The sequence below is a fragment of the Verrucomicrobiia bacterium genome, assembly GCA_026414565.1.
GTDB lineage: Bacteria > Verrucomicrobiota > Verrucomicrobiia > Limisphaerales > Fontisphaeraceae > Fontisphaera.
Genome location: JAOAIT010000061.1, coordinates 139,209 through 163,249 on the forward strand (window position 1 = coordinate 139,209; position 24,041 = coordinate 163,249).

Here is a 24,041-nt window from a genome sequence, read left to right on the forward strand (position 1 = left end):
GCGGTTGTTATTGGGTTATGTTTACCGGGATTGTCGAAGGCACGGGGGTCATTCAACGCATCCACCACGGGGCGCGGGCCATCCGGCTGGTCATTCGCGCCGGCCGCCTGGGCACGGGGGTCCGTGTGGGCGACAGTGTGGCCGTGAATGGCTGCTGTCTGACGGTGGTTAAAGCTGGCGGCCGGGGCGCCGGGCGCCTGCTGGAATTTGATTTGCTGCAGGAAACCTGGCAGCGGACCAGTTTTTCCACGGCGGCCCGGGGCATGTTGGTGAATTTGGAGCGGTCGCTGCTGGCCAACGGGCGGTTGGGGGGGCATTTTGTGACGGGGCACATTGACGGCGTGGGGACGATCATCCGGTGGGAGCGCGCGGGGCAGGATCACGTGCTGGACATCCAGGCGCCGCCCGAGGTGCAGCGCTACATTGTCTTCAAAGGCAGCGTGGCCGTGGACGGCATCAGCCTGACAGTGGCCGGCGTCAATCCGGATGGCTTCCGCATCTGGATCATTCCGCACACCTTTGAGGTGACCGCGTTGCGTGAGCGCAAGGTGGGGGATCGGGTGAATTTGGAGGCGGATTTGCTGGGCAAATATATTGAACAACTGCTGCAGGCGCGTGGTTTGTTGGAGGGGCCGAAGCAGGCCTCGTAATCACCGCCCACGCAGTTGGAATCTGCGCAGCGTGCCTGGCGCGTCTCAGGCGTTCAACCGCCCGCCGCCCGCTCGCCCCACTTTAACACCCAATTCACCAGCTCCGGCCCGGCAAAAATCCAGAGGGTGGCCGCCAGGGCGATATAGGGGCCATAGGGGATCCAGCGGGACCATTCCAGTCGGCGCAGCGCGATGAGGGTAATTCCCGCCAGGGCGCCCAGGATGGAGCTGGCCAGCAGCGTGAACACCACCCCCTGCCAGCCAATGAACGCCCCAATGGCCCCCATGAAAAACACGTCGCCCAGGCCCATGGCCTCCTGCGGAATGATGATTTTGTCGGTCACCACCTCCAGATGGGTGACCGGGCCGGGATCGAGCACTTCCTCGCCAATTTCGAGGCGATCCTTGTAGAGGCGCACCCGCACATTTTCAAACACCCGCTCGCCCAAAACCGCTTTTTTGGCGTGGGCCTCGATGTAATCGGAGTCCCGGTACAGCATCTCGCCATAGGGGATTTCCTCTTCGGGCAGCTTGAGTGATTCCTCGCCAAAAAGGAGGGTGGTGTCGGGCGGGAGGTTAAATTTTTTGCGCCCAAACAGCAGCTTGCCCCCGCGCAGGATGCCATAAACCAGGCCGCAGCCCACCGCCAGGCCGAGGAGGGAGGCCAGCAAGGCTTCGGCGGCGGATTCCCTGCCGTGGAGGGCGGGCGCCAGCGGGGAAAGCAACACTCCCGCCACCATGCCGCCGAAGGTGATGCTTTCCGGGATGATGAAATGCTCGAAGTCAATGAAGGTGGCGGCGATCATGCCGGCCAGCATCAGACACAGGATGAGGGCCACGCCGGGATGCTCCGGGCCCTGCCGCCACCAGGCCAGCAGAAACAGCACGCCGGTGAGCAGTTCCACCAGAAAATAGCGGGGCGAGATGGGCGCCCGGCAGTTGGCGCAACGGCCCCGCAGCCAGAGCCATGTCACCAGCGGGATGTTCAAGTACCACGGGATGGCGTACTGGCACTGGGGACAGTGCGACGGGGGGGAAACAATGCTCTGGCCCCGGGGCACGCGGTGGATGATGACGTTGAGGAAACTGCCCACGGCCGTGCCGAAAACAAAAAAGGCGCACGACCAAAAATGAAAGGGCACCTGCGCCCAGATTTCGGGGTCAAACGTGGCCATAGACATGCTCCCGCAACGCCCGGCGCATCACCTCGACGGGCGCGGGGCGTCCACTCCAGATTTCCAGCGCCTTGACCCCTTGATGCAGCAGCATGCTCAGGCCGTTGGCGGTGCGGCACCCAGCCGCGCGGGCCGCCTGCAGAAGGGCCGTCTCGGCCGGCCGATAAATCATGTCATACACCAGCCGGGCGCGGGCGAGGGGGAATTGGGCTGTGTCCAGGGGCAGGGGATCGGCGGCGCGCAGCCCGAGGGAGGTGGCGTTGAGCACCAAATCCACCGGCTCCGTCGGATAACCCACGTGCACCCGCAGGCGGGCATGGGTGCCGGCCAGGCGTTGCGCCACCTCTTCGGCTTTCTGGCGTGTGCGGTTGACCAGATACAGCGTGGCCACGCCGGCATCGGCCAGTTTCAACGCCGCGACCTGGCCGGCGCCGCCGGCGCCGAGCAGCAGGACGCTGGCGCCGCCGGGGGTGAAGTCGAGATCTTCGCGCAGGGCCTGCACGATGGCCTCGGCATCGGTGTTGAAACCTTGGGCGCGGATTTCGCCGGGCGCTTCTTCCTCAAATTCGCCCAGAGGCCGCCACTCGCCGGCGGCGTTTTGCGCCTCGAAGCGGATGGTGTTGACCGCGCCATAGTGGCGGGCCGAGGCATCCAGGGCGTCCACCATTTGGCAGGCCAGCAGTTTGTGCGGCACGGTGAGATTGAGGCCGATAAACTGCATGCGCCGCGCGCCGGCGATGACTTCGGATAGATGCTCCGGCCGCACGGCAAAGGCCAGGTAGCGCCAGTTCAATCCCAGCGCCGTCAGGCCGGCGTTTTGGAAGGCCGGTGAGGCGCTGTGGCGCACCGGCCAGCCAAGCACGGCGCAATAACGGGTGCTGGCGTTGATGGGCGATGCCAGGGGTTCGGACACGCGCTTGGTTATAGTCGTCTGAGGGGTACGGAAGCAAGCCTGGAAGCACGTGGCAGGGCGTTGGGAAACGAGGAGCGTGGGGAGGCCCTGCCCCGGCCAGGCACCGGCAGAGGGGAAGTGCTTAGTCCAGCTTCCGGATGCGGATATTTTTCAAGGCGCCAGTGGTGGACCAGGCGGCGAAGCCGAAGGGGCGGGACTCCTCGATTTCGCCTGGCCGGACGTCAATCTTTTTTCCCTTGGTGTTCACATTGACCACTTTTTTGTTGTCCACCCAGGCCTCGATTTTGTCAGGCGTCACCCGCACGCGGAAGCGGTACCAGCGGCCATTCTCAAAGGCGATGAACTGGGTGGTTTCGTTTTCGGAGGCGTCCATGTTGTCAATGCTCGAGATGCCCACCACCCCGCCGCCCCAGCCGCCGGTGATCAAGGTGCAATGGCTTTCGCCCACTGGAAAAGTGAGGCTGGCAAAGAAGTCGCTGCCGGCCACGCGGCAGCCTTCCCAGGTGACCTCGTAATTCATGCGGGGGATGGGGTTGGTGTAATTCACTCCGGTCATGATGCCTTCATGGAGGATGATTTTTCCGTCTTTAACCTCCACCTCGCCGTGGCCGGCGAAGGGGGTGATTTTCCACCCCTTGAGGCTTTGTCCGTCGAAAATCAATTCGCCTTCCTCCACCTCCTCCTCCGCGGGGGCTGGAGCATTGGTGGCGGGGGCGGCAGAGGCCGGCGCCGGTGACGTGGTGCTGAGGGCGGCCTGGGTTTTGGCGGCCTGGCAGGGACAGGTGGCAGGGCGGCTGCTTTTGCAGCCGGTCATCAGGGTGAGCAGGGCCAGAGTGCCGAGCAGCGCAAAAAGCATCAGGCAGGGCGGCCTCGTCCCCCGCATAACCCCGTGGTAAGGTGCAATGTGTTTCATGGCGCCCAGCATAACCTGTCCCGGGCGCTTTACCAAGTCCAAAGACCCGCCGGAAGCCCGGGCCGCAGCGGGGCGGGCCGGTAATTTTGCGTGACTTGCGGGGAGGGGCACATTAAACACGAAGGCGCATGTTGACGGTGAAGCTATCCACCCTCGCGATTTTGTTGGGACTGGCGGTGCTGGCCCCCAACCTTTACGGTTTTTTTCAACCGGCGCGATTTGCGGCCGTGGCGCGGCAGTTTCCGCGGCACTGGCTGACGGGGGTGGTGTTGATGCTGCTGAGCACGGCCTGGTTTATTTATTATGTGCGCTGGGAGGAGGTGGCCGATTTTGAGCCATTAAAGCCTTATCTCTATGCGCTGTTTGTGGCGGTGGGGATTGGCTCCTGTCTGTTTGTGCGGGACTTTCTGGCGGTGCGCGGCGCGGCGGTGTTCATGCTGCTGCTGGCCAAGTTGATGGTGGATACGGCGCGCTGGGCGGAAAGCAACTGGCGGCTGGTCATTGTGGGGTGGGCGTATGGGCTGGTGATTGCGGGCATCTGGCTCACCGTCTCACCGTGGCGCTTGCGCGACTGGCTCCACTGGGCCACCGCCACCGAACAGCGGGTGCGCGTCGGCAGCGCCGTGCGGGCGGCGTTTGGCCTGCTGGTGCTGCTGCTTGGTGTGTTAGTGTTCTAAGTTGAATTCATGCAGCGCAAAATCCTGGTCATCCGCGGCGGCGCCATTGGGGATTTCATTCTGACCCTGCCGGTGCTGGCGGCCTTGCGCGCCCGTTTTCCGCAACCGCCGCTGGAGGTGCTGGGCTACCCGCACATTGCCAGCCTGGCCCAATGGGGGGGGCTGGCCGATGCGGTGCGGCCGATTGAAAGCCGGGCCATGGCCGGTTTTTTTGTGCGCGGGGGGCGGTTGCAACTGGAGTTGTGCGAGTATTTTGCCTCGTGCAGCCTGATTGTCTCCTACCTTTACGATCCGGATGGGATTTTTCAGGACAACGTGCAGAGCTGCACCAGCGCGCAGTTTATTGCGGGGCCGCATCGGCCCAACGAAACGGCGGGCATACATGCCACGGAGGTCTTTCTCAAGCCTTTGGAGGCGCTGGACATCATCGGGGCGGATGGTGTGCCGCGGTTGGGGCAGGCCGGTCCGGGCGCTCTGGCGCCCGGTGCGGAAGGATGCCTGCGCGTGGCGTTGCATCCCGGCAGCGGCAGCGAGCGAAAGAACTGGCCGGCGCGGCACTGGCAAACGCTGGTGCAACAACTGCTCAGCCAGACGCCATGGCATCTCACGCTGGTGGGGGGTGAGGCCGAGGGTGACCGGCTGGATCAACTGGGGGCCGTGGCGGCGGGGGAGCGGTTGACGTTGCTGCGCAACCGGCCCTTGACGGAAGTCGCCGAGCATCTGCGCGGCTGCCGGTTGTTTGTGGGGCATGATTCGGGCATCACCCATTTGGCGGCGGCCTTGGGCGTGCCCTCGCTGGTGTTGTGGGGGCCGAGTGTGGAGGCCGTGTGGCGTCCCCGGGGCAGCCATGTGCATTTGGTGCGCCATCCACAGGGACTGCCCGCTTTGCCACCTAATACGGTCTGGGAAGCCGTGCGAAGGATGCTGGCGGCGGCTTAGCGGGCGGGGTTATCCCACCCGTGGCCAGACGGGCCGCCAAGGGTGGTCATTTCAAGGGATGGGCGGGGACGCCTTCGAAGGTGATTTTGACGGGTTTGATGAAGCCCTGGTCGTCAAATTCCATGCGGTCAATGCAGGTGACGCGATGGTTGCCATCTTTTTCGCCCAGGGGGCGGCGGTGATAGACGATGTACCAGGTGTCTTCATAGGGGATTTTGAGGACGGAATGATGGCCGGCGCCGGTGGCCACGGCGGGGTCTTGTTGGAGGATTTTACCGATGCGCTGGAAGGGGCCCAGGGGGGAGTTGGCGATGGCATAGGCCACGGAGTAGTTGGGGCCGGTCCAGCCGCCTTCGCTCCACATGAAATAGTAGCGGCCATTGCGGATGAACATGAAGGGGCCTTCCACGTAGCCTTGGGGGGTGATTTCCTTGAATACCGTGCCGTCCGGGAACGGGTCGAAGCCGGTGAAGTCGGGCTTGAGGCGGGCGATGTTGCAATGCCGCCAGCCGCCATAGATGAGGTAGTACTGGTTGTCGCGGTCCTTGAACACAAACTGGTCAATGGGCTGGGCGCCGTTGTGGAATTTGTCAATCAGCGGTTTGCCCAGGTAGTCCTTGAAGGGGCCGGAGGGCTTGTCAGCGACGGCCACGCCGATGCCGCCGGGTTGGCGGTCATTCTGAATGTCATTGGCGCCGAAAAAGAAGAAGTAACGGCCGTCTTTTTCGATGACCGAGGGGGCCCACATGGCGCGGCGGGCCCATTGGATTTCGTTGGTGGTGAGGATGCGGCTGTGCTTGGTCCAGTGGACCAGGTCGGGGGAGCTGAAGGCGTCAAAAAAGGTTTGTTGATCATACGGGGCAGAGTAGGTGGGGTAAATCCAGTACTCCTTGCCGAAAACGGCCACCTCGGGGTCGGCGTACCAACCGGGGAAGACGGGATTGCCGGCGTGGCAGTGCAGGGAAACGGCCAGGAGGAGGCCGGACCAGGCGAGGCGAAGGCGTCGTGTCATCATGCGACGAGTGTAACGGGAGAGCGGCGGTTGGCCAAGGGGGAAGCGGCAGGGGGCGTGCCCCGAAGAAAAAGCAAACCGCAGGATTTTTTAATTGCCCGGGCAAGGCACGGACACCGCCGGGTGGGGGCCGGGCCTCAAGCCGGGTCACGCTGGGGATTGATCACCACTACCACCATGCGCTCGGGGGTCAGATATTTCTGGGCGGCGGTGCGGACATCCTCGAGGGTGACCGCCTGGATGCGGGCGTCTTCCTGTTCAAAGTAATGGCAGCCCAGGCCGTAGAGTTCATCCAGGGCGGTGACCATGGCCTGGTGCCCCAGGTCCTGGCGGGCAATTTTGCGCTGGCCCAGGAGTTTGGCTTTGGCGCGTTGCAGCTCGTCCGCGGCCAGGCCTTCGCGGCGAAGGAGGGTGGCTTCGGCAAGCATTTCCGCCTCGCACAGGGCGGCCTGGGAAGGCTCGGTGCCGGCATAGAAGGCAAAGAAGCCCGGCGTGAGGCCCAGGAAATTCTGGGCGCCGACATAGTAGGCCAGGCCAAGCTGGTCGCGGATGCGCATGAACAGCCGGCTGCCGAGGTCGCTGCAGGCTTCCTGCAACAAATCGAGGGCGTAACGGTCCGAGTCAAAGAGGGTGGCGCCCGGGAAGCCCACGATGACGAGGGCTTGTTTTTTCTCGAGCGTCTCTGACTGGCGCACCACCCCGGTGAGGGGGGGCGGGAGGGGCGGTTCGGGCAGTTCGAGCCGGCCCTGCCAGCGGCCGAGGTGTTTTTCGACGGCTTTGAGGGCGGTGCCGGTGTGCACGTCGCCAAAGATGGCCAGCACGCAGTTGGCGGGGACCACCAACTGGCGGTGCATGCGCTGCAGGTCCGGCGCGCCAATTTGTTTGACGGAGGCGGACTCGCCAAGCGCGTCCAGGCCGTAGCCGGCGGGGCCAAACATGACGCGGCGCATGAGGCGGGCGGCGTAAGGGAGAATTTGATCGCGCTGGTGTTCGAGGGTGGCCAGTTGCACCTCGCGTTCGCGTTCGAGGGCCTCCGCCGGGAAGGTGGGATGCAGGAGCGCGTCGGACAGCAAATCGAGGCCCCGGGCGAAATCGCCGTGGAGGACCTCGACATTGATGCCAAAGGACTGATTGCCGCCGTAAGTGTCCATGCTGCCGCCGAGGGATTCAATTTCGCGGGCGAGTCGCTCGGCGGTGCGTTTGCGGGTGCCCTTGAGCAGCAGGCGCGACAGGAGCATGGTGAGGCCGCTGTTGGCCAGGTTTTCGGCCAGCACGCCGCCGCGCAGGACGGTGCGAAACTCGACAAAGGGGAGGCGGTGGTCCTCTTTGATGAGGACGCGCAGGCCGTTGGGCAGGGTGAATTTTTCGATGGCCGAGCTGCGGGGCGGCGTGATGCGGGCCGCCGCCAGGTGATTGGGGCGGGCGGGCGTCAGGACAAAGCAGGTGCGGTTGGCCTCGGTCAGGTAGTGGCGGGCGACTCTTTGCAAATCGGCAGCGGTGGTTTTTTTCACTGCCTCGAGGTAGCGGGTGGAGAAGTCCAGATCGCCCGCAGCGAGCCAACTGGCGCCCAGGTCCTGGGCCTGGCCGGCCATGGTTTTGCGCGTGGCCAGGGTGGCGGCGGTGAATTGTTTGATGGCTTTTTGCAGCTCGGTCGCCTTGACCGGCTGGGATTTGAGGCGCTCGATTTCCGCGAGCATGGCGGCGCGGGCGGGTTCGAGTTTGTCGGGATCCATCACGGCGCTCATGCCGAAGAGGCCGGGGTTGCCGGGGCTGTAGGTCCAAGCCTCGATGGTATTGACCAGCCCGAGGCGCTCGCGGACGGTTTGATACAGGCGCGAGCTGCGGCCGCTGCCGAGGATGGTGGCCAGCACGTCCAGGGCGGGGACATCGGGATGCCGCAGGTCGGGGATGTGCCAGCTAAAATGCACATGGGCCAGGGCAATGGGAGCCTCTTCGATGACTTCGCGTGGGGCCAGTTGGCGGGGTTCCTCGGGCAAGACCATGGGGGGCAGAGGCCGGGCCTTGGCGGCGGCGAAGTTGTCCCGGATGCGCTGCTCGACAGCGGCGGCGTCCACATCGCCCACGACGACGAAGAAGAGGTTGTTGGGGGCGTATTTTTCGCGGTAATAAGCCAGGATGTCCTCGCGTTTCAACTCATTGAAAATATCGGGGTAGCCGATGACGGTGAAGCGATAGGGGCTGCGGGTGTAGGCGGTTTCGAAGAGGCGGCGGGCGGAGCGCTGGGCGGGGTCGTCGTGGGTCATGTCCATTTCGCGGCGGATGACCTCCATTTCCCGGGCCAGCTCCTCCTCGGGGAGGGCCGCGTTTTGCATGATGTCGCAGAGGATGTCCAGGGCCACCGGGACGCCGGAGTTGGGGACATCAATATAATAGACGGTGCGGTCAAAACTGGTGTAGGCGTTGATGTAGCCGCCGGCGCTCTGGACTTCGCGGTCAATTTGATGGCCGGGGCGGTTGGTGGTGCCTTTGAAGAGCATGTGCTCGAGCACATGCGACAGGCCGGCGCCGAGCCAGGGGCCCTCGTGAATGCTGCCGGCCTTGCACCAGGCCTGCACGGAGGCCACCGGCGCGCTGTGGTCCTCGCGGATGATGAGTTGCAGGCCGTTGTCCAGGGAAACAACCCGCGTGGGCGGCACAGTGGCGGGGGGCTGGCGGCGGGCGCCAACCGGTTTGTGAGCCGCAGACTGCATCAGCCGGCCTTGGGTTCCCGCGGGGGGGAGAGTTTGGAGGAGGGCAGGAATGGCTGGCGGAAGGCGGTGTCAAAATCGTAGCCCCCCTGGAAGTCGGCGCGGCTGTCCTCCTTGGTTTTGCTCAGCAACCCCTGCTCGACCATGTTGAAGACGATTTCGCCGAAGTCTTCGCAGCGGTGGATGCCCCATTCTTCAAAGACGGTGATGGCCATGGGGCCGAATTGTTGCAGGGCCAGCTCGCGAATGCCCTCCAGGAGTTGTTGGCCGGTGACATGGCGGGTTTCCGTGCGGGTGCGTCCGCGGCCCTTGAGCATTTTCTGGGTGTGCTCGAGGGCCTCCCGCACAAAATGATAAGCTTCCCGGTCATAGCGCGGATCGCGCTCCAGGATTTTCTCCAGTTCCTCGTCAAAATTGACCTTGTGCATAGTTCACGGCTGATGGACTACGGGGGGTGGTGGGCTTGGGGAAGCGGCTGAACTGCGGTACCATTTCACTCCCCAGCCCAACGCCAGCAGCAGTCCCATCACGGCCAGCGTCCTAAGCTGTTCCCGTGTCAAAAAATTCACCTTCCTTTCACTGTGCCACAAACCGCCCGTTTTTCACGTAAAATTTATTCACAGGGCGGGCGGAGCGGTCAAGGCGGGCGCTCTCAGCTCCCTGCCCGGCTTCCTTTTTTCAGGAGCTGGCGGGCCTCGGGATTGCCCAGGAGCCAGAGCAGCAGGGCGGCGGCCAACAGGGCGGGCGCCCCGGCGCTCAGGCCCACCAGGGCGTGGCTGAACGGCGTTTTGAGGCCGGCGAGGGCATGGCTGTGCCACAGCAGCCCGCGCAAGCCGGCGGCTACGCCGCCGGCCACCGCCGCGGCCAGCAGGGCCTGCCCGAGGCCGGCGCCCAAATCCCGCAGCGGGGCCTGCTGGCCGTGCCGGCGCAGCCACAGCCAGAAGAGCACGGCGAGTTGAATCAGGGCGCCCAGCGAGCCGGCCAGGGCGATGCCCGGGGCGGCCCAGCCGCGGCTGAGCCAGGCATAGAGGGGAAGGCTGGCCAGCGCAATGGCGGTGCTGGCGAGCATGGGCAGCCAGGTGTTTTGCAGGGCGTAAAAGCAGCGGGTGACGATCGTCATGGCGGCAAAGGCAAAAGCCCCGGCCAGGTACCATTGCAACACGGGCGCCGTTTGCGCCGCACTCTCTGCGGTGAAGCGGCCGCGCTGGAAGACCACCGTGATGACTTCAGGGGCGAGGGCCATGAGGACGGCCGAGACTGGCAGCACCAGGAGGAGGAGACGCCGCAACACGCCCAGGGCGATCTGGTTCATTTCGGCCATTTGTCCGCTGACCGCCAGACGGGTCAGAAAGGGAAAGGAGGCAATGCCGACGGCCTGGCCAAACAGGCCCACCAGCGCCCACATGATGCGCAGGGCGTAATTCAGGCTGGCCAGGGCACCCTCGCCGAGGGGGGCGCCGAAAATGCGGAAGGCAATCTCGTTGGAAAATTGCATGCCCAGCCCCAGGACCAGCGGCAGGCTGAGCCAGACATAGCGCCGCAGGCCGGGGTCGCGGAAATCCACCACCCAGGCCAGGGGGGAACGGAGCCGCCGCAAACCGACGAGCTGAATCAGGGCATTGCCCGCCAGCGCGCCGGCCAGCACGCCCCAGGCAAAACCTTCGATGCCCAGCCAGCGGCCGAGGCACAGGCCGCCGAGGATGATGCCGCCGTTGTAAATCAAGGGGGCCAGGGCAGGCAGGAAAAATTGCTGGTGGGCATACTGCACCGCCATGAAGAGGGCGCCCCAATAAAAGAAGATTTGGGCCGGCAAAATGATGCGGGTGAGGCGGGTGACGTATTCTGGCGCCGCGCCGCCGATGCGCTCCCCCATGAGGGCAAGGATTTGGGGGGTGAACACCCAGGTGATGGCCACCAGCAGAGACATCACCAGCGTGCCGGCGCAGAGCAGGTTGTTGAACAGGCGCCAGGCGCCGGGGGTGTCGCCCTGTTGCAGCCTTTCCTGAAACAGGGGAATGAAAGTGATGGACATGAAGCCGCCGGCCAGCAGGTGATTGAGGAACTCCGGCAGGAGAAAGGCGGCCACGTAGGCGTCCATGGCGGCGCTGGTGCCGCCCATGCCGGCGAGCACCATTTCGCGGACGATGCCCAGGACGCGGCTGAGCAGCACCGATCCCATCATGATGAGGGAGGCGGCGGAGATCGAACGCACCATTTGCCCGCGAGACGCTGTCATGGACTCGTCCTCTGCGCGGGCATCATGACAAAAGCCGTTCGGGGAGGCCATACTATTCCATGATCAAACCGCCGGCGATGTGGCCTTGGGCGGGCGGGCGGCGGTGGCTTGCGGTTGGCGCGACTCGTGTCATTATTGCTAATGTTTGTTATTAGAAAGCAACGATAATGCTCAAACGAGGCAAAAGCGGGTTGCGTGGGGCAGGGGTGCTGCTGCTGGCCGGGGCTTTGGCCTGGTGGCTGGCGGCGGGGGCGCATCGGGGCTGGACCATGACCAGCGTGCCGACGCGGGTGTTGGACGAGGTGACCGGGATTGAGGCGGTGGTGTATGAGCCGCGGGTGGTGCCGGGGGTGGATGTGGTGGCGGGGGCGGCGGCTCTGGGCCTGCTCATGATCGGGCTTTCATTTCTGGGACGCGTGTCCCGGGCAACAAATCGAGAAACATGAAACGAACGCCGGTTGAGGCGTGAGAAAGGAATAGACGCATGAAAATAGCTGGGATGATCACGATGGGATTGGGGCTGGCGCTGGGCGCGATGGCGGCGCCGCAGACGTTTGATTTTGCAGACCCCAAGGGCGTGAACAACGTGGTGTTTCATCTGGATGCGCCGCTGGAAGCGATCAATGGCAGCGCCAACGGCATCAGCGGCAAGGTGATCTATGATCCGCAGAATCCGGCGGCCACCACCGGAGAAATCGTGGTGAGCGCGGCCACGCTGCACGTGCCCAATCCGATGATGAAGGAGCACCTGCACAGCGCGCAGTGGATGGATGTGGCGAAGCATCCGGAGATTCGTTTCAAGGCGGTAAGCCTGAAGAATGTCAAGGTGTCGGGCGATACCGCCACGGCGGAGGTCACCGGGCAGCTTACGATCAAGGGGGTGACGCGGGAGATCACCGTGCCGGTGCGGTTCACGTACCTGAAGGACAAGCTGGGGGCGCGGACGAACAACCGGCAGCAGGGCGATTTGCTGGTCCTCCGGGCGCAGTTCACCATCAAGCGGTCGGACTTCAACATCAACCCCGCCGCGCCGCAGGACAAGGTGGCGGAGGAGATTGAGCTGACGTTGAGCATTGCCGGGGCCGCGCCGCGCTCCTGAGCCGCCGGGCGGGCGATTGCTTGGAGCGCGCCAGCAGGCGCCAGCCGGAGGGGCCGCGGCTGCAGTGGTTCTTGCTCCGGCGTGGGCTTTGGCTTAGGTTGGGCCGCGATGCGCCTGCTGGACCGGTACTTGCTGCGGGAGTTGTTGGTGCCGCTGGGCTACTGCCTGAGCGGCTTCCTGATTTTCTGGCTGGCGTTCATCACGTTTTCGGAGATGGACGAATTCCAGCGGCAGGGTTTGAAGGCGGGGGAGATTGCCACATACCTGTTTCTCACCCTGCCCAAGACGCTGGGCTATGTGGTGCCGCTGGGGCTGCTGCTGGCGATGCTGTACAGCCTGACGCATCACGCGCGGCATCACGAGCTGACGGCCATGCGTTGCGCGGGGGTGAGTTTGTGGCGGCTCTTGGTGCCCTATCTGGGGGTGGGCGCGGCGTGCGGAATGGGCATGTTCGTGCTCAACGAGGTGCTCATGCCGCACAGTCTGGACGAGGCGGAGGAGTTGTTGACGCGGCGCCAGCGGCAAAGCGGGGGGGAGGAGGCCTGGCAGCGGCATGTGGTGTTTCTGGATTTCACCGGCGGGCATACCAACGTGGTGGGGCCGTTTGATTTTCATCCGGCAACGGGTCAGATGCGCAAGGCGCGGGTGATCTGGCATGCGGCGGATGGCCGCCGGCTGGAGCTGGCGGCCGAGCGCGGCGTGTACAGCAACGGCCACTGGCATTTTTTCCAGGTGCAGCAGAACGTCTATGCGCCGGGGCAGCCCATTCCCAGCGAGCGCCATCTGACCAACGCGATGGCGCTGCCGGATTTGACGGCCTCGCCGGCGCGCATCCGCAGCGAGATCAAGGTGAGCAGTCTGAGTGATTTGCGGGCGGCACGGGGGATGTCGCTTTCGTTGCGGGAGATTTACGATTACCGGCGCTGGCATCCGGAGCGGGGGCGCGATGCGCAACTGGACACCAAATGGCATGCGCGGCTGGCGGCGCCGGTGACGTGCCTGGTGGTGGTGTTGATCGCGGTGCCCTTTGCGGCGCGCAGCGGGCGGCGCAATGTTTTTGTGGGGGTGGCCAGCAGCGTGTTTCTGGCCTTTGCCTATTTCCTGGTGCAGCGGTTTGCGGAGGCGCTGGGGTTGAGCGGACGGCTGGCGCCGTGGCTGGCGGGCTGGCTGCCCAATTTGTTGTTTGGGCTGGCGGGGGTGTGGCTCACCGCCCGCACGCGGTGAGGCGGGCGTTGCGCGTGGCTCAAGTGAGGAGAGACAGTTTATGCGGGTCGTCATTCAACGGGTTCTGCAGGCCTCGGTGACCATTGCCGGGCAGGTCCGGAGCGCCATTGGCCAGGGGCTGCTGGTGCTGGTGGGCATTGAAGCGGTGGATCAGGCCGAGGACGTGGAATGGTTGTGCGGCAAGATTGCACGGTTGCGCATTTTCAACGACGAGCAGGGGGTGATGAACCGCTCGGTGCAGGAGGTGGGCGGGGAGGTGTTGGTGGTGAGCCAGTTCACCCTGCATGCCAGCACCAAAAAAGGCAACCGCCCCAGCTACAGCCGGGCGGCGCGCCCGGAAACCGCCATCCCCTTGTACGAGGAATTTGTGGCGCGGTTGGGCGCGGAGCTGGGCAAGCCGGTGGCCACGGGCGAGTTTGGGGCGGATATGAAGGTGGCGCTGGTGAATGACGGGCCGGTGACCATTTTGATGGATTCCCGGGCCCGGGAATGAAGCAAGGGGCGGGTTGACAAAAGGGCGGGGGGCGATAACGTCGCGGCATGGCACGCATGAAAAAAACTCTGGTGAACCGGCGTCATTTTATTGCCACCACTTCAGCCGCGCTGGCCGGCGCCGCGCTGGGGCCGGCCATGCTGCAGGCGGCTGCGGCGCGGGCCCGGATCAAGGTGGGGGCTTGTGTGGTGAATTTGGAGCAGGCCAAACAGGCCGGGCTGGAGGGCGTGGAGGTGGGCGTGGGCGGGGCGGCGGAGCGGCTGTCCATTGCCGAGCCGGAGACACGCGCCCGCTACAAGGCGCAGATGCAGGCCACGGGGTTGCCGATCTGTTCGCTGATGATGGGGTTGTTGAACGAATATCCCCTGGCCAGCGATCCGCGCGGGCCGGCGTGGCTGGAGCAATCCATTGATGCGGCGCAGGAGCTCGGCGCGAAGGTGATTTTGGTGGCGTTCTTTTTCCGCGGGGATTTGCTGGATGAGCAGGGGCGGCTGAAGGCGAAGGAGATGGACGTGGTGGTGCAGCGGTTGAAGGACGCGGCGCCGCGGGCCAAAAAGGCCGGGGTGGTGCTGGCCATCGAGACTTATCTGAATGCGCGCGACAACCTGCGGATTTTGGACGCGGTGAATCATGAGGCGGTGCAGATGTATTATGATGTCTATAATACCGGCACCACCAAGCAGTATGATTCACCGGCGGAGATCCGGCTGCTGCGGGATCGCATTGCCCAGATTCATTTCAAAAACGGGCCCAAGTATCTGGAGGACGAGCCGGCCAAGTTCGAGGCCCTGGCGCAGGCGATCCACGATATTGGCTATCGGGGGTGGATTGTGCTGGAGACCTCGGCGCCCTCCAAGGATCCCGTGGCCGATGCGCGGAAAAATGGGGCGTACGTGCGGCGGTTGTTTGGGGCTTGAAAGAACGGGGCCAAGGCCCAAAGGCCCTGAACGGAATGCCACGGCCGCGGCGGTCAAGGCGCGGGACGCGGAGCGGCGGGGGGGGCGTTGGTGTTGAGCCGCACGCCGGGCGGGAGATTGGTCAGCAAACCGCCCATGCTGGATTGCATCTGCTCGAGGCGCAGCTCGAGGACTTTTAATTTTTCGTTCAGGAGGGTGATCTGGTTTTGCAGGTTTTTCACCTGGTCTTCCTGCCGCAACTTGAGCAGTTCGGTGATCTCCACCAATTGTTTGAGCTGGGCCAGGGCGGTCTGAATGCGGCCGGCCACGTCGGGGTCAATTTTAAGGAGCGGATCGTACTTGGAGAGCTCTTTGGTGAGGCGCTTGAGTTGTTCGAGGGTGGTTTGCAGGAGTTTCTGGCGTTCGGCCTCCATTTGTTTTTCGATGTTTTGCAGGCGGGCGGCGTAGTGCAGGTCCAGCGCCATGATGTTGCTGTGGCCCAAATCATTGAGGGCGCGGGAGAGCTGGCGGGTCAGGTTCACGGCGGCGTTGGTGATGGTCACGGCGGTTTCGGTGCGGAGGGCGACGACGGCCTCGCGATCCGCGCCGGCTTGGCTGGCGGCAAGCATGGCCTGATGCTGGGCCAGGCGCGCCTGGGCGGCGTAGTTGGAGGCGATGATGACCATGTAACGCCCGCTTTGGTCCGTCCATTCCTGGCTGTGTTGGAGGCGGCGTTCGGCGGCCTGCCAGGATTCCAGAATCAAATAGGTGGCGGTGCCGGTGATGGCGGTGATGAGCACCACGGCCACCAGCAACTGCACCAACTGCGTGCGCCGGGCGCGCTTGAGGCACTGGTGCACCTCTGCCGCCGTGAGCAGGCGGTCGCCCACCGCCGGGCTGCCGGTTGTCTGGAAGGGATTGGCAGTTTTTTCCGGCCCCGGTTGTTGGTCTGGGGTCGCCATGACAGGGGTTATTTAATACGAGGGCGGCGGAATCACAATGGAAAAAGCCTTGGCGTGGCGGGCGTAAGGCGGTGTGGGCGGCATGTATTTGGCTTGCGGGAAGGCCGCCAATGGCCTAGTAAACGAAGGTGCCGGCGGTGGGGATGGGCGCTTGGCGCAGCGGTTAGCGCGTCTCGTTTACACCGAGTAGGTCGGGGGTTCGAATCCCTCAGCGCCCACCAAATCACCGCCGCCCGGCCGCCGTCCCGCCGTAACCCCCCGCCGCCTCGGGCGCCCAGTCCTTTCGGACTAGAGGAAGAGTGCTGCCAGATTGAAGTAAAACAGGAGGGTCATGATGTCGGTCAACGCCAGGGTGAGCGGGCCGGCGGCCACCTTGGGATCCCAGCGCAGTGCATGCAACAGGGTGGGAATGCCCAGGCCAATCAAACAGGCCGACATGAGGGAAAGGGTGATGCTGCCGCCGATGACCAGCGCGGCCGGCACGGCCCCGCGCCACAGCCAGACAATCAAGGCCACCAGGGCGCCACAGCCCAGCCCCAGAAGCAGGGCGGTGGTCAGCTCGCGGCTCAGGGCGCGGCCAAACCATTGCCAGGTGGGACGCAGCGCGCGGAAACTCTGAATGGCCAGTGTCATGGATTGAATGCTGACACTTTCGCCCAGTGCCAGCACCAGGGTCAGGAAGAAGGCCAGCAGGATGACCCGGTCCAGCGTGGTTTCATAGAGTCCCGAGAGCAGGGCGCAAACCGTGCCGCTGAGGACGGTGGGCATGAGCCAGGGGAAGCGGTAGCGAAAGGCGCGGAGCGGGGTGGCATCGCGCACCTGGCTGAGGCGGAAGCCCAGCATCTCAAACACGTCTTCGGCCTGCTCGTGCTCGGTGAACTCAAAAATTTCGCCGGTGAAGAGCTGGACGTCCACCATGCCCACGATGCGGCGTTGCTCGTCCACCACGGGAAAGGCGAGGAATTTGTGCAGGATGAACTGCTCGCAGGCCTCCAACACGGTGGCCGTATGCGGGATGACCACCAACTGGCGGATCATGATGTTTTCCAGTTTTTCCTCCAGGGGCGCGGTCAACAAGCGGCGGGTGGGCACCACGCCGACGAGGTGATCCTGATCATCCACCACGTAGAAATAGACGATTTTCTCGCCGATGCCCTGCCGGCGGATGGCCTCCAGGGCCTCCTGCACCGTGAACCGCACGGCCAACTTGGCGAAGTCCTGGCGGGCGTATTTGAGGATCGGCTCCTGGAAGTGATGCGCGGAATCTGGTTTCATCGCTGCCCCATGCTAGCCCCTTGCCGGGGGGTTGGCAAATACGCCTACAGGTTGGCGATTGCGCCGCGTCTGCCCGGCACGTGGTCCGTGGCGGGGGCGAGGCCGATAACGCCCCCGGTTTTCCGGCTTGACGGCAGGGAGATTACTTAATGCAATCAACCGCATGAAGCCCGCAACAATATCCACCACCCGCCGCAAATTTTTGAAGACTTCGTCCACCCTGGCCGCAGGAGCGGCATTGGCGCATGGCGTCGCCATGCCGGGATATGCCGCGGAAAGCAACACCTTGAAAATAGCGCTGGTGGGGTGCGGCGGCCGAGGCACGGGGGCGGCGAAAAATGCCCTGTCCACCGCCGGGCCGACACAGCTCTGGGCGGTGGCGGATGTGTTTGAGCAGAAGACCGAGGCATGCGTGCGCAATTTGACAGCGCAAGTGGGGGAAAAAGCCAATGTGCCGCCGGATCGGCGGTTTGTGGGCTTCGACGCCTTCAAGCGGGCCATTGATTCGCTGGACAAGGGGAGCGTGGTGTTGCTGGCCACGGCGCCGGCTTTTCGTCCGCTGCATTTTGAATACGCCATCGAGAAGGGCATGCATGTGTTCATGGAGAAATCCTTTGCGGTGGACGCCCCCGGCATCCGGCGGGTGCTCAAGACAGGCGAGGTGGCGCGGCAGAAAAATCTGAAGGTGGCGGGCGGCTTGATGAGCCGGCATTATCCGCCGCTGGAGGAGGCCATCGCACGGATTCATGACGGCGCGATTGGGACGGTGGTGACGTCGTACGCCTATCGCATGCATGGGCCGGTGGGATTGGCGCCGAAAACGCCGGGGATGAGCGAGGTGGCGTATCAAATCATGAACTACAGTTGTTTCACCTGGTTGAACGGCAGCTTCATTGTGGACTGGCTGATCCATAACATTGATGTCTGCTGCTGGGTTAAAGACGCCTGGCCGGTCTCGGTGCAGGGGATGGGGGGGCGGCAGGTGCGCAAAGAGGCGGACCAGCTTTTTGATCATTACATGGCCGAGTACACTTTTGCGGACGGCACGCGCCTGATCGCGCAGGGGCGGCATATCTCCCGGTGTTATGATTTCTTTGGCAACATGATTTACGGCACCACCGGCTGCGGCATTTTGGGGGAGGGCATTCCCGATCCGCGTTTGTTCAAGGGGCACAAGCCCGCCGGTGAACAGTTGCTGTGGCGGTTTCGTGGGGACAAAGGGGATCAATACCAGCGCGAGCACGATTTGCTGTTTGAGGCCATTCGCAATGACAAGCCGTACAACGAGACGGAGCGCTGCGCCAAGTCGTGCCTCACGGCGATCATGGGGCGGATGGCGTGCGAATCGGGGGCGCTCATCACGTGGGACGCGGCCCTCAACTCCAACTTGTCGCTGGCGCCCAATCTGGAGACTTTGACCATGGACGGCCCGGCGCCGGTCATGCCGGATGCGCAGGGGCGCTACCCCATCGCCATGCCGGGAGAGACGCAAGTTCTGTAACCCACCAACCCGCGCCGCATCATGCCCCGCCCCTTGAGTGCCATCGCCCCGGACTGGTGGGATTACACCACCCTGCCCAAAGAGTTGATCGAGGAAGTGGCCCGCCTAACCCCGCGGGATTTGGAGCGGCTCTCCCGGCCCGGCTTCAAGGTGGTGATGTATGACACGCTGGAGGATTTTTATCTGGCCGAGGCGCTGGAGTACATCCAGGCGTGGCGGCAGAGCACGGCGGACAATCCGGCGGGGATTTGCGGCCCCATCGGTCCCACCGAGCAGTTGCCGCTGGTGGCGCGGCTGGTGAATGCGCTGGGGCTGGACGTGCGCGAGGGGCATTTTTGGGGCATGGACGAGTGGTATCTGGACGGCCGGGAAGTGCCGGTCACGCATCCGTTGTCATTTGAGCGCGCGGATCGGGAGCTGTGTTTCAACCGGATTGACCGCAAGCTGCGGATGCCGGAGGCGCACCTGCATTTCCCCAAGGCGGACACCGCGCCGTACCGCAAGACGTGGGAAAGCGGCATCCGCTGCGTGGTGATGCAGGGCGGGCAGGGGGATGTGAAGCACTGGGCCTTCAATGATCCGCCGCAGCGCAAGGGCAAATACAAGGACGCACCGCCTTCTGCGGCGGAGTATCGCCAACTGGCCACGCGCGTGGTCCAATTACACCCGCTGACCGTGGCGCAAAACGCCCGCACCAGCGGCGGCGGCAACATTGCCCTGGTGCCCACCATGGCCATCAGCGTGGGGCCGGTGGAGACGTGGAAGGCGGAGAAGGTGAGCATCTGGCAGGCGGGCCGGCACGACAATCCGTTTGGGCAGCGGCTCACCGCGTACATGATTTCGAAACGCATCGTGGATACCGCCGTGCCGATGTCCCTGCTGGCGGATCATCCCAACGTGCAGTTCAATTATTACCGGGGCGGCCTGGGCACCTGCGCGGTGGAGATGCACTAGGCCTGCCGGCGGGCGGCGGGAGGGAGAAAGCGCTCCCTGCCGCCCTACACCTCCAGCAGCAGCCGGGCCGGGTTTTCGATCAGTTCCTTCACTGTCTTAAGGAAGGTGACGGCCTCGCGGCCATCCACCAGGCGATGATCGTAGGTCAGGGCCACGTACATGATGGGCCGGATGACGATTTGCCCGGCGACGGCCACGGGACGCTCCTGGATGGCATGCATGCCGAGCACGCCGCTTTGCGGGGGATTGAGCAGCGGAGTGGACAACATGGAGCCGTACACGCCGCCGTTGGTGATGGTGAAGGTGCCGCCGGCCAGGTCGTCCGGGCGCAATTTGTTTTCGCGGGCCCGGGCGGCGTAATCGGCAATGGCGGCCTCAATCTGGGCGAAGCTCATCCGCTCGGCCCGGCGCAGGACGGGGACCACCAGGCCGCGGCCGCCGCCGATGGCAATGCCGATGTCATAGCGTTTGTGATAGACGATGTCAGTGCCGCGAATTTCCGCGTTGAGGCCCGGCACCTGTTGCAGCGCCGCCACCACTGCCTTCACAAAGAAGGACATGATGCCCAGCTTGACCTGATGCTTTTGTTGAAAGGCTTCCTGATATTGCTTGCGCAGCGCCTGCACGGCCGACATGTCCACCTCGTTGAAGGTGGTCAGCAGCGCCGCCGTTTGTTGGGCCTGGACCAGGCGCTCGGCGATTTTGCGCCGCAGCAGGCTCATGGGGACCACTTCCTCCTCCGGCCCGTTGCTGTCCACGGCGGCGGGCATCGCCACTGGCGGCGGCGCCGCCGGTACGGCAGGCGGGGGCGCAGCGGCAGGAGGGGGAGGCGGAGGCGGGACGGCAGGCAGGGCGCGCTGCACATCTTCCTTGAGGATGCGGCCACCGGGACCGGTGCCGGTCACCTTGCTCAAATCCACTCCCTGTTCCGCGGCCAACCTTGCGGCGGCGGGCATGACGACGGGGGCAGCCGGGGAGGGGGCAGCGGGCGGCGGTGGAGGAGGAGGGGGAGGCGCAACGGGCGCCGGGGGTTTTTCCGCGGCCGCTTTTTTGCGGCCCGCCGCCTTGATGACCTCCGGGGTGGCATCCGGCAGGGCGGCGGGTTCCAGCAGGCCCAACACCTCGCCCACTTTGACCTTGGCGCCCCGGGGGCAGAGCTGCTTGAGCAGGCGGCCGTCCTCGGGTGCGGGGACTTCGACGGTGGCCTTGTCGGTTTCCAACACCACCACGGTGGCATCGCGGCGCACTTCGGCGCCTTCGGCCACCAGCCACTCGCCCACTTCCACTTCGGAGACGGACTCGCCCACGGAAGGCACCCGCAATTCGATGGTTGGTTTGCTCATAAAAAAATCCTGCTTCGATTCAAGCCTGCGGCTGTTTGGTGCCCACGATGGTTTCGGTGCGCGGCCGCACCACCGGCTGCTCGGCGGCGAAGACCTTGGCCAGCAGTTCCTCCTGCTCGATTTGATGGGCGGAGGCCGAGCCGGTGGCCGGAGAGGCCGAGGCCGGCCGGCAAATGCCGCTGAAGGGCAGGCGATTGAGGAACTGCATGCTGACGGTCACGCGGAGGTAACGCCATGCCCCCATGTTTTCGGGCTCCTCCTGCACCCAGATGACATTGGTGCCGGGTTTGCAGTCGCCGAGCAGGGCTTCCAGCTCGGTTCGTGGGAAGGGATAGAGCTGTTCGAGCCGCACGATGGCGACATCCTCGATGCCGAGTTTTTCGCGCCGGGCCTCGAGTTCGTAGTAGAGCTTGCCGGCGCACAACAAGACGCGGCTCACGCGGTCCATGGCCGGATGCCGCGGGTCAGGAATGACCCGCTGGAAACGGCCGCCGGCCAGCTCTTCGAGGGAGGAGACAACGCGCGGATTACGCAACATGCTTTTGGGGGTGAACACCACCAGCGGCTTGCGCCAGCGGCGCAGGGCCTGGCGGCGCAAGAGATGAAACATCTGCGCCGGGGTGGTGGGGATGGCCACCTGGATGTTGTCATCCGCCGCCAGGGTGAGGAAACGCTCGATGCGCCCGCTGGAGTGCTCCGGCCCCGCGCCTTCAAAGCCGTGCGGCAGGAGCATCACCAGCCCGCTCAAACGGCGCCACTTGTCCTCGCCGCTGGAGATGAATTGATCAATGATCACCTGCGCCACATTGACGAAGTCCCCGAACTGCGCCTCCCACATGATCAACCCTTCGGGGCAGTCGAGGCTGTAGCCATATTCAAAGCCGAGCACGCCGGCTTCGGACAACGGGCTGTTGATGATGTCCACGGGCGCCTGGTTGCCGGCAAGATGTTGCAGGGGACAATAGGTCCGGCCGTTCTCCACGTCATGCAGGACCGCGTGGCGGTGGCTGAAGGTGCCCCGGCAGCTATCCTGCCCGCTGAGGCGGATGCGGACGCCGTCCGCCGCCAGACTGGCCAGCGCCAGAGCTTCGCCAGCCGACCAGTCCAGGGGCTGCTCGCCCCGGGCCATGGCACGGCGGGCCTCCATGAAACGATGGAGCTTGGGATGCAGGTGAAAATCCTCCGGCAGATCGGTGAGCCGCTCCAGCAGGCTGCTCAACTGCTCTTTGGGCAGCCCCGTTTCGGGCTGGTCATCTGCCGGCTCCGGTCCGCCCAGGTAGCCTTTCCAGCGGCCCATGAGGCTGCTGGGCGGCATGATGCGCGTGGAGCGGCGGGCTTCGCTCAGTTGCAGCTCGAGGGCTTCGGTGCGTTTTTTCTCGATTTGCTCGGCCAGCTCGCGGGTGACGCCCCCCAGCTCGATCAATTTTTCCAGATAGGCGTCGCGGACGCTGGGTTTATTTTCGATCAGCTTGTACATCAGCGGCTGGGTGAAGGAGGGTTCGTCGCCCTCGTTGTGCCCCAGCCGGCGGTAGCAGTACATGTCAATCACCACGTCCACCTGGAAGGTCTTGCGGAAGTCCATGGCCAGTTGGATGCAGCGGGCCACGGCCTCCGGGTCTTCGCCGTTGACGTGCATGATGGGTGCCGGGAGCATTTTGGCCACGCTGGTGGTGTACATGGTGGAGCGGCCTTCGGAGGGGGGCGTGGTAAAGCCGATCTGGTTGTTCAGAATGATGTGAATGGTGCCCCCCACCTGGTAGCCTTTGAGCCGGCTCAAGTTCAGGGTCTCCTGCACAATTCCCTCGCCGATGAAGGCCGCATCCCCATGGATGAGGAGGGCCATGACCTGTGCGCGCTCATCATCCCGCAGACGGTCCTGCTTGGCCCGGGTGCGGCCGAGGGCCACGGGATTGACGTATTCCAGGTGGCTGGGGTTGAAACAGAGGGAGAGATGCACATGCTGGCCGGCGGCGGTGCGGTAGTCGCTGCTGTAGCCCATGTGGTATTTGACATCGCCCCCGCCCATGTACAAATCCGGGTCCTTGTCCTCAAATTCACGGAAGATTTCCTTGGGGCTTTTGCCGATGATGTTGGCCAGCACATTGAGGCGTCCGCGGTGGGCCATGCCGATGACGATTTCTTTGACGCCCTGCTGGGCGGCGGTGCCGATGGCCAGATCCAGCAGCGGGATGAGGCTCTCGCCGCCTTCCAGCGAGAAGCTTTTGGCGCCGACGAATTTGCGCCGCACAAACTGCTCGAAGACCACGGCATCGGTGAGGCGGGTGAGGATGCGGCGCTGGATGTGGCGGGGCAGCGGCTCCCAGTACTGGTCGCCTTCAATGCGCTCCTGGACCCAGTGGCGCATGCGCATATCGTCAATGTGCAGAAATTGGAAGGCGATGGAGCCGCAATAAATCTGGCGCAGGCGGCTGAGGATCTGGCGCAGGGTCAGGGGCCCCTCGGTGCGCATGGTTTCGCAGTAAAACTGCCGATCCATGTCGTCCTCGGTGAATCCGTAATACTGGGGGTCCAGCTCGGGCACATAGCGGGTGGGGGTGCCCAGGGGGTCAATGCGGGCCTGGATGTGTCCCCGGCCACGGTAGGCCCGCACCAGGCGTTCCACCCGGTGCTGCATCAGGACCCGGTGCTCCAAATCTTCCCCTTGCAGGCCGGGGGCCCGCGGGGTGGGGGCGGAGGGAGGCGCCGGGGCCGGCCGGTTTTCCTGCGAGGCGGTCGTGCGCCGGGAGGCAGGCCGGGTTGCCGGGGCCGCCGGGGGCGGGGAGGTCAGGGAGCCGGGGGGAGTGGGCGGGCGGGCGGGCAAACCGCCGTCCATCTGTGCAAAGTACTCGCGCCATTCCGGCGGCACACTGGCCGGGTCGCGCAAATAATCGGCGTACATCGCCTCGACAAATTCCAGGTTGGCGGCCGAGCCTGCCTCATCCATGTTGCTCATAATCAATCGTCAAACCACAATATAGCTCCAGCTTATCACACTTGCACCGTTTGAGAACGGGGCGGAAGCAAGTATGAGCCAAACTTGGGCAGGAGGATTACTCCGGCTTAACCAGGGC

21 protein-coding genes and 1 tRNA gene are annotated in these 24,041 nt (G+C 64.3%); 11 read left to right on the forward strand and 11 right to left on the reverse strand.

The features are described from left to right. Positions 1 to 17 precede the first annotated feature (17 nt). The gene (locus tag N3J91_15030; GenBank protein ID MCX8157733.1) at positions 18 to 650 is read left to right on the forward strand and encodes a riboflavin synthase; all 633 of its coding nucleotides are present in this window, start codon (positions 18 to 20) and stop codon (positions 648 to 650) included. Positions 651 to 703: 53 nt separating this feature from the next. Here the strand turns inward: N3J91_15030 and N3J91_15035 are convergent, their stop codons facing one another. The 3 genes from N3J91_15035 to N3J91_15045 form a co-directional block, all read right to left on the reverse strand. After that, a complete protein-coding gene (locus N3J91_15035; GenBank protein MCX8157734.1) occupies positions 704 to 1,825 on the reverse strand; it encodes a prepilin peptidase in 1,122 nt (373 codons plus the stop codon). Continuing rightward, positions 1,812 to 2,738 (reverse strand): shikimate dehydrogenase, encoded by a 927-nt coding sequence (locus N3J91_15040; GenBank protein MCX8157735.1) that lies wholly within the window; start codon positions 2,736 to 2,738, stop codon positions 1,812 to 1,814. The genes N3J91_15035 and N3J91_15040 overlap by 14 nt, the downstream gene beginning before the upstream one ends. A 121-nt stretch (positions 2,739 to 2,859) precedes the next feature. Then, positions 2,860 to 3,651, reverse strand: a complete 792-nt coding sequence (locus tag N3J91_15045) for a DUF1080 domain-containing protein (GenBank protein ID MCX8157736.1) — start codon at positions 3,649 to 3,651, stop codon at positions 2,860 to 2,862. A 128-nt stretch (positions 3,652 to 3,779) separates the two neighbouring features. Here N3J91_15045 and N3J91_15050 point away from each other — a divergent pair, with 128 nt between their 5' ends. Both N3J91_15050 and N3J91_15055 read left to right on the forward strand, forming a co-directional pair. Further along, a complete protein-coding gene (locus N3J91_15050) occupies positions 3,780 to 4,328 on the forward strand; it encodes a hypothetical protein (protein ID MCX8157737.1) in 549 nt (182 codons plus the stop codon). Positions 4,329 to 4,337: 9 nt separating this feature from the next. Next, positions 4,338 to 5,267 (forward strand): glycosyltransferase family 9 protein, encoded by a 930-nt coding sequence (locus tag N3J91_15055; GenBank protein ID MCX8157738.1) that lies wholly within the window; start codon positions 4,338 to 4,340, stop codon positions 5,265 to 5,267. A 46-nt stretch (positions 5,268 to 5,313) separates the two neighbouring features. On the opposite strand, the gene N3J91_15060 is transcribed toward N3J91_15055, so the two are convergent. The 4 genes from N3J91_15060 to murJ all read right to left on the reverse strand — a co-directional run bounded on the left by N3J91_15060 (position 5,314) and on the right by murJ (position 11,274). Beyond that, entirely contained in the window at positions 5,314 to 6,282 is a 969-nt protein-coding gene (locus N3J91_15060) for a glycoside hydrolase family 43 protein (protein MCX8157739.1), read from the reverse strand. 134 nt (positions 6,283 to 6,416) lie between these two features. Beyond that, positions 6,417 to 8,990 carry an insulinase family protein gene (locus tag N3J91_15065; GenBank protein MCX8157740.1) on the reverse strand — a complete coding sequence of 858 codons (2,574 nt, stop codon included), beginning with the start codon at positions 8,988 to 8,990 and terminating at the stop codon, positions 6,417 to 6,419. Continuing rightward, positions 8,990 to 9,415, reverse strand: a complete 426-nt coding sequence (locus tag N3J91_15070) for a hypothetical protein (protein MCX8157741.1) — start codon at positions 9,413 to 9,415, stop codon at positions 8,990 to 8,992. Before N3J91_15070 ends, N3J91_15065 begins: the two co-directional genes overlap by 1 nt. A gap of 224 nt (positions 9,416 to 9,639) precedes the next feature. After that, positions 9,640 to 11,274, reverse strand: coding sequence for a murein biosynthesis integral membrane protein MurJ (gene murJ, locus N3J91_15075; protein MCX8157742.1), 1,635 nt, complete (start codon positions 11,272 to 11,274; stop codon positions 9,640 to 9,642). Between the two features lie 116 nt (positions 11,275 to 11,390). On the opposite strand from murJ, the gene N3J91_15080 reads away from it, so the two are divergent. From N3J91_15080 to N3J91_15100, 5 genes are all read left to right on the forward strand, one after another. Then, the gene (locus N3J91_15080) at positions 11,391 to 11,669 is read left to right on the forward strand and encodes a hypothetical protein (protein MCX8157743.1); all 279 of its coding nucleotides are present in this window, start codon (positions 11,391 to 11,393) and stop codon (positions 11,667 to 11,669) included. Positions 11,670 to 11,707: 38 nt separating this feature from the next. Further along, on the forward strand, positions 11,708 to 12,322 hold the full coding sequence (locus tag N3J91_15085; protein MCX8157744.1) for a YceI family protein: 615 nt from the start codon (positions 11,708 to 11,710) through the stop codon (positions 12,320 to 12,322). Between the two features lie 108 nt (positions 12,323 to 12,430). After that, entirely contained in the window at positions 12,431 to 13,546 is a 1,116-nt protein-coding gene (locus N3J91_15090) for an LptF/LptG family permease (protein MCX8157745.1), read from the forward strand. Positions 13,547 to 13,586: 40 nt separating this feature from the next. After that, positions 13,587 to 14,039, forward strand: a complete 453-nt coding sequence (dtd, locus tag N3J91_15095) for a D-aminoacyl-tRNA deacylase (protein MCX8157746.1) — start codon at positions 13,587 to 13,589, stop codon at positions 14,037 to 14,039. 47 nt (positions 14,040 to 14,086) lie between these two features. Further along, a complete protein-coding gene (locus N3J91_15100) occupies positions 14,087 to 14,956 on the forward strand; it encodes a sugar phosphate isomerase/epimerase (GenBank protein ID MCX8157747.1) in 870 nt (289 codons plus the stop codon). Positions 14,957 to 15,009: 53 nt separating this feature from the next. Here N3J91_15100 and N3J91_15105 read toward each other — a convergent pair whose 3' ends face one another. Continuing rightward, the gene (locus tag N3J91_15105; GenBank protein ID MCX8157748.1) at positions 15,010 to 15,897 is read right to left on the reverse strand and encodes a hypothetical protein; all 888 of its coding nucleotides are present in this window, start codon (positions 15,895 to 15,897) and stop codon (positions 15,010 to 15,012) included. Positions 15,898 to 16,042: 145 nt separating this feature from the next. On the opposite strand from N3J91_15105, the gene N3J91_15110 reads away from it, so the two are divergent. Next, positions 16,043 to 16,118 (forward strand) — tRNA-Val (locus tag N3J91_15110). A gap of 67 nt (positions 16,119 to 16,185) precedes the next feature. Here the strand turns inward: N3J91_15110 and N3J91_15115 are convergent. After that, a complete protein-coding gene (locus N3J91_15115; GenBank protein ID MCX8157749.1) occupies positions 16,186 to 17,172 on the reverse strand; it encodes a magnesium transporter in 987 nt (328 codons plus the stop codon). A 163-nt stretch (positions 17,173 to 17,335) separates the two neighbouring features. Between N3J91_15115 and N3J91_15120 the strand changes: the two genes are divergently transcribed. Together N3J91_15120 and N3J91_15125 are read left to right on the forward strand one after the other, a co-directional pair. After that, positions 17,336 to 18,673 (forward strand): Gfo/Idh/MocA family oxidoreductase, encoded by a 1,338-nt coding sequence (locus tag N3J91_15120; protein ID MCX8157750.1) that lies wholly within the window; start codon positions 17,336 to 17,338, stop codon positions 18,671 to 18,673. A gap of 21 nt (positions 18,674 to 18,694) precedes the next feature. Beyond that, positions 18,695 to 19,627 (forward strand): glucosamine-6-phosphate isomerase, encoded by a 933-nt coding sequence (locus tag N3J91_15125; protein MCX8157751.1) that lies wholly within the window; start codon positions 18,695 to 18,697, stop codon positions 19,625 to 19,627. A gap of 44 nt (positions 19,628 to 19,671) precedes the next feature. On the opposite strand, the gene odhB is transcribed toward N3J91_15125, so the two are convergent. Both odhB and N3J91_15135 read right to left on the reverse strand, forming a co-directional pair. Next, entirely contained in the window at positions 19,672 to 20,970 is a 1,299-nt protein-coding gene (odhB, locus tag N3J91_15130; GenBank protein MCX8157752.1) for a 2-oxoglutarate dehydrogenase complex dihydrolipoyllysine-residue succinyltransferase, read from the reverse strand. 19 nt (positions 20,971 to 20,989) lie between these two features. Continuing rightward, positions 20,990 to 23,923, reverse strand: a complete 2,934-nt coding sequence (locus N3J91_15135) for a 2-oxoglutarate dehydrogenase E1 component (GenBank protein MCX8157753.1) — start codon at positions 23,921 to 23,923, stop codon at positions 20,990 to 20,992. Between the last annotated feature and the right edge of the window lie 118 nt (positions 23,924 to 24,041).

Excerpts from the sequence above, each read along its gene's own strand:
- N3J91_15030 (MCX8157733.1), top strand. The coding sequence starts at position 18 with ATGTTTACCGGGATTGTCGAAGGCACGGGGGTCATTCAACGCATCCAC.
- N3J91_15035 (MCX8157734.1), bottom strand. The coding sequence starts at position 1,825 with ATGGCCACGTTTGACCCCGAAATCTGGGCGCAGGTGCCCTTTCATTTT.
- N3J91_15045 (MCX8157736.1), bottom strand. The coding sequence starts at position 3,651 with ATGAAACACATTGCACCTTACCACGGGGTTATGCGGGGGACGAGGCCG.
- N3J91_15050 (MCX8157737.1), top strand. The coding sequence starts at position 3,780 with ATGTTGACGGTGAAGCTATCCACCCTCGCGATTTTGTTGGGACTGGCG.
- N3J91_15055 (MCX8157738.1), top strand. The coding sequence starts at position 4,338 with ATGCAGCGCAAAATCCTGGTCATCCGCGGCGGCGCCATTGGGGATTTC.
- N3J91_15060 (MCX8157739.1), bottom strand. The coding sequence starts at position 6,282 with ATGATGACACGACGCCTTCGCCTCGCCTGGTCCGGCCTCCTCCTGGCC.
- N3J91_15065 (MCX8157740.1), bottom strand. The coding sequence starts at position 8,990 with ATGCAGTCTGCGGCTCACAAACCGGTTGGCGCCCGCCGCCAGCCCCCC.
- N3J91_15070 (MCX8157741.1), bottom strand. The coding sequence starts at position 9,415 with ATGCACAAGGTCAATTTTGACGAGGAACTGGAGAAAATCCTGGAGCGC.
- murJ (MCX8157742.1), bottom strand. The coding sequence starts at position 11,274 with ATGGCCTCCCCGAACGGCTTTTGTCATGATGCCCGCGCAGAGGACGAG.
- N3J91_15080 (MCX8157743.1), top strand. The coding sequence starts at position 11,391 with ATGCTCAAACGAGGCAAAAGCGGGTTGCGTGGGGCAGGGGTGCTGCTG.
- N3J91_15085 (MCX8157744.1), top strand. The coding sequence starts at position 11,708 with ATGAAAATAGCTGGGATGATCACGATGGGATTGGGGCTGGCGCTGGGC.
- N3J91_15090 (MCX8157745.1), top strand. The coding sequence starts at position 12,431 with ATGCGCCTGCTGGACCGGTACTTGCTGCGGGAGTTGTTGGTGCCGCTG.
- dtd (MCX8157746.1), top strand. The coding sequence starts at position 13,587 with ATGCGGGTCGTCATTCAACGGGTTCTGCAGGCCTCGGTGACCATTGCC.
- N3J91_15100 (MCX8157747.1), top strand. The coding sequence starts at position 14,087 with ATGGCACGCATGAAAAAAACTCTGGTGAACCGGCGTCATTTTATTGCC.
- N3J91_15105 (MCX8157748.1), bottom strand. The coding sequence starts at position 15,897 with ATGGCGACCCCAGACCAACAACCGGGGCCGGAAAAAACTGCCAATCCC.
- N3J91_15115 (MCX8157749.1), bottom strand. The coding sequence starts at position 17,172 with ATGAAACCAGATTCCGCGCATCACTTCCAGGAGCCGATCCTCAAATAC.
- N3J91_15120 (MCX8157750.1), top strand. The coding sequence starts at position 17,336 with ATGAAGCCCGCAACAATATCCACCACCCGCCGCAAATTTTTGAAGACT.
- N3J91_15125 (MCX8157751.1), top strand. The coding sequence starts at position 18,695 with ATGCCCCGCCCCTTGAGTGCCATCGCCCCGGACTGGTGGGATTACACC.
- odhB (MCX8157752.1), bottom strand. The coding sequence starts at position 20,970 with ATGAGCAAACCAACCATCGAATTGCGGGTGCCTTCCGTGGGCGAGTCC.
- N3J91_15135 (MCX8157753.1), bottom strand. The coding sequence starts at position 23,923 with ATGAGCAACATGGATGAGGCAGGCTCGGCCGCCAACCTGGAATTTGTC.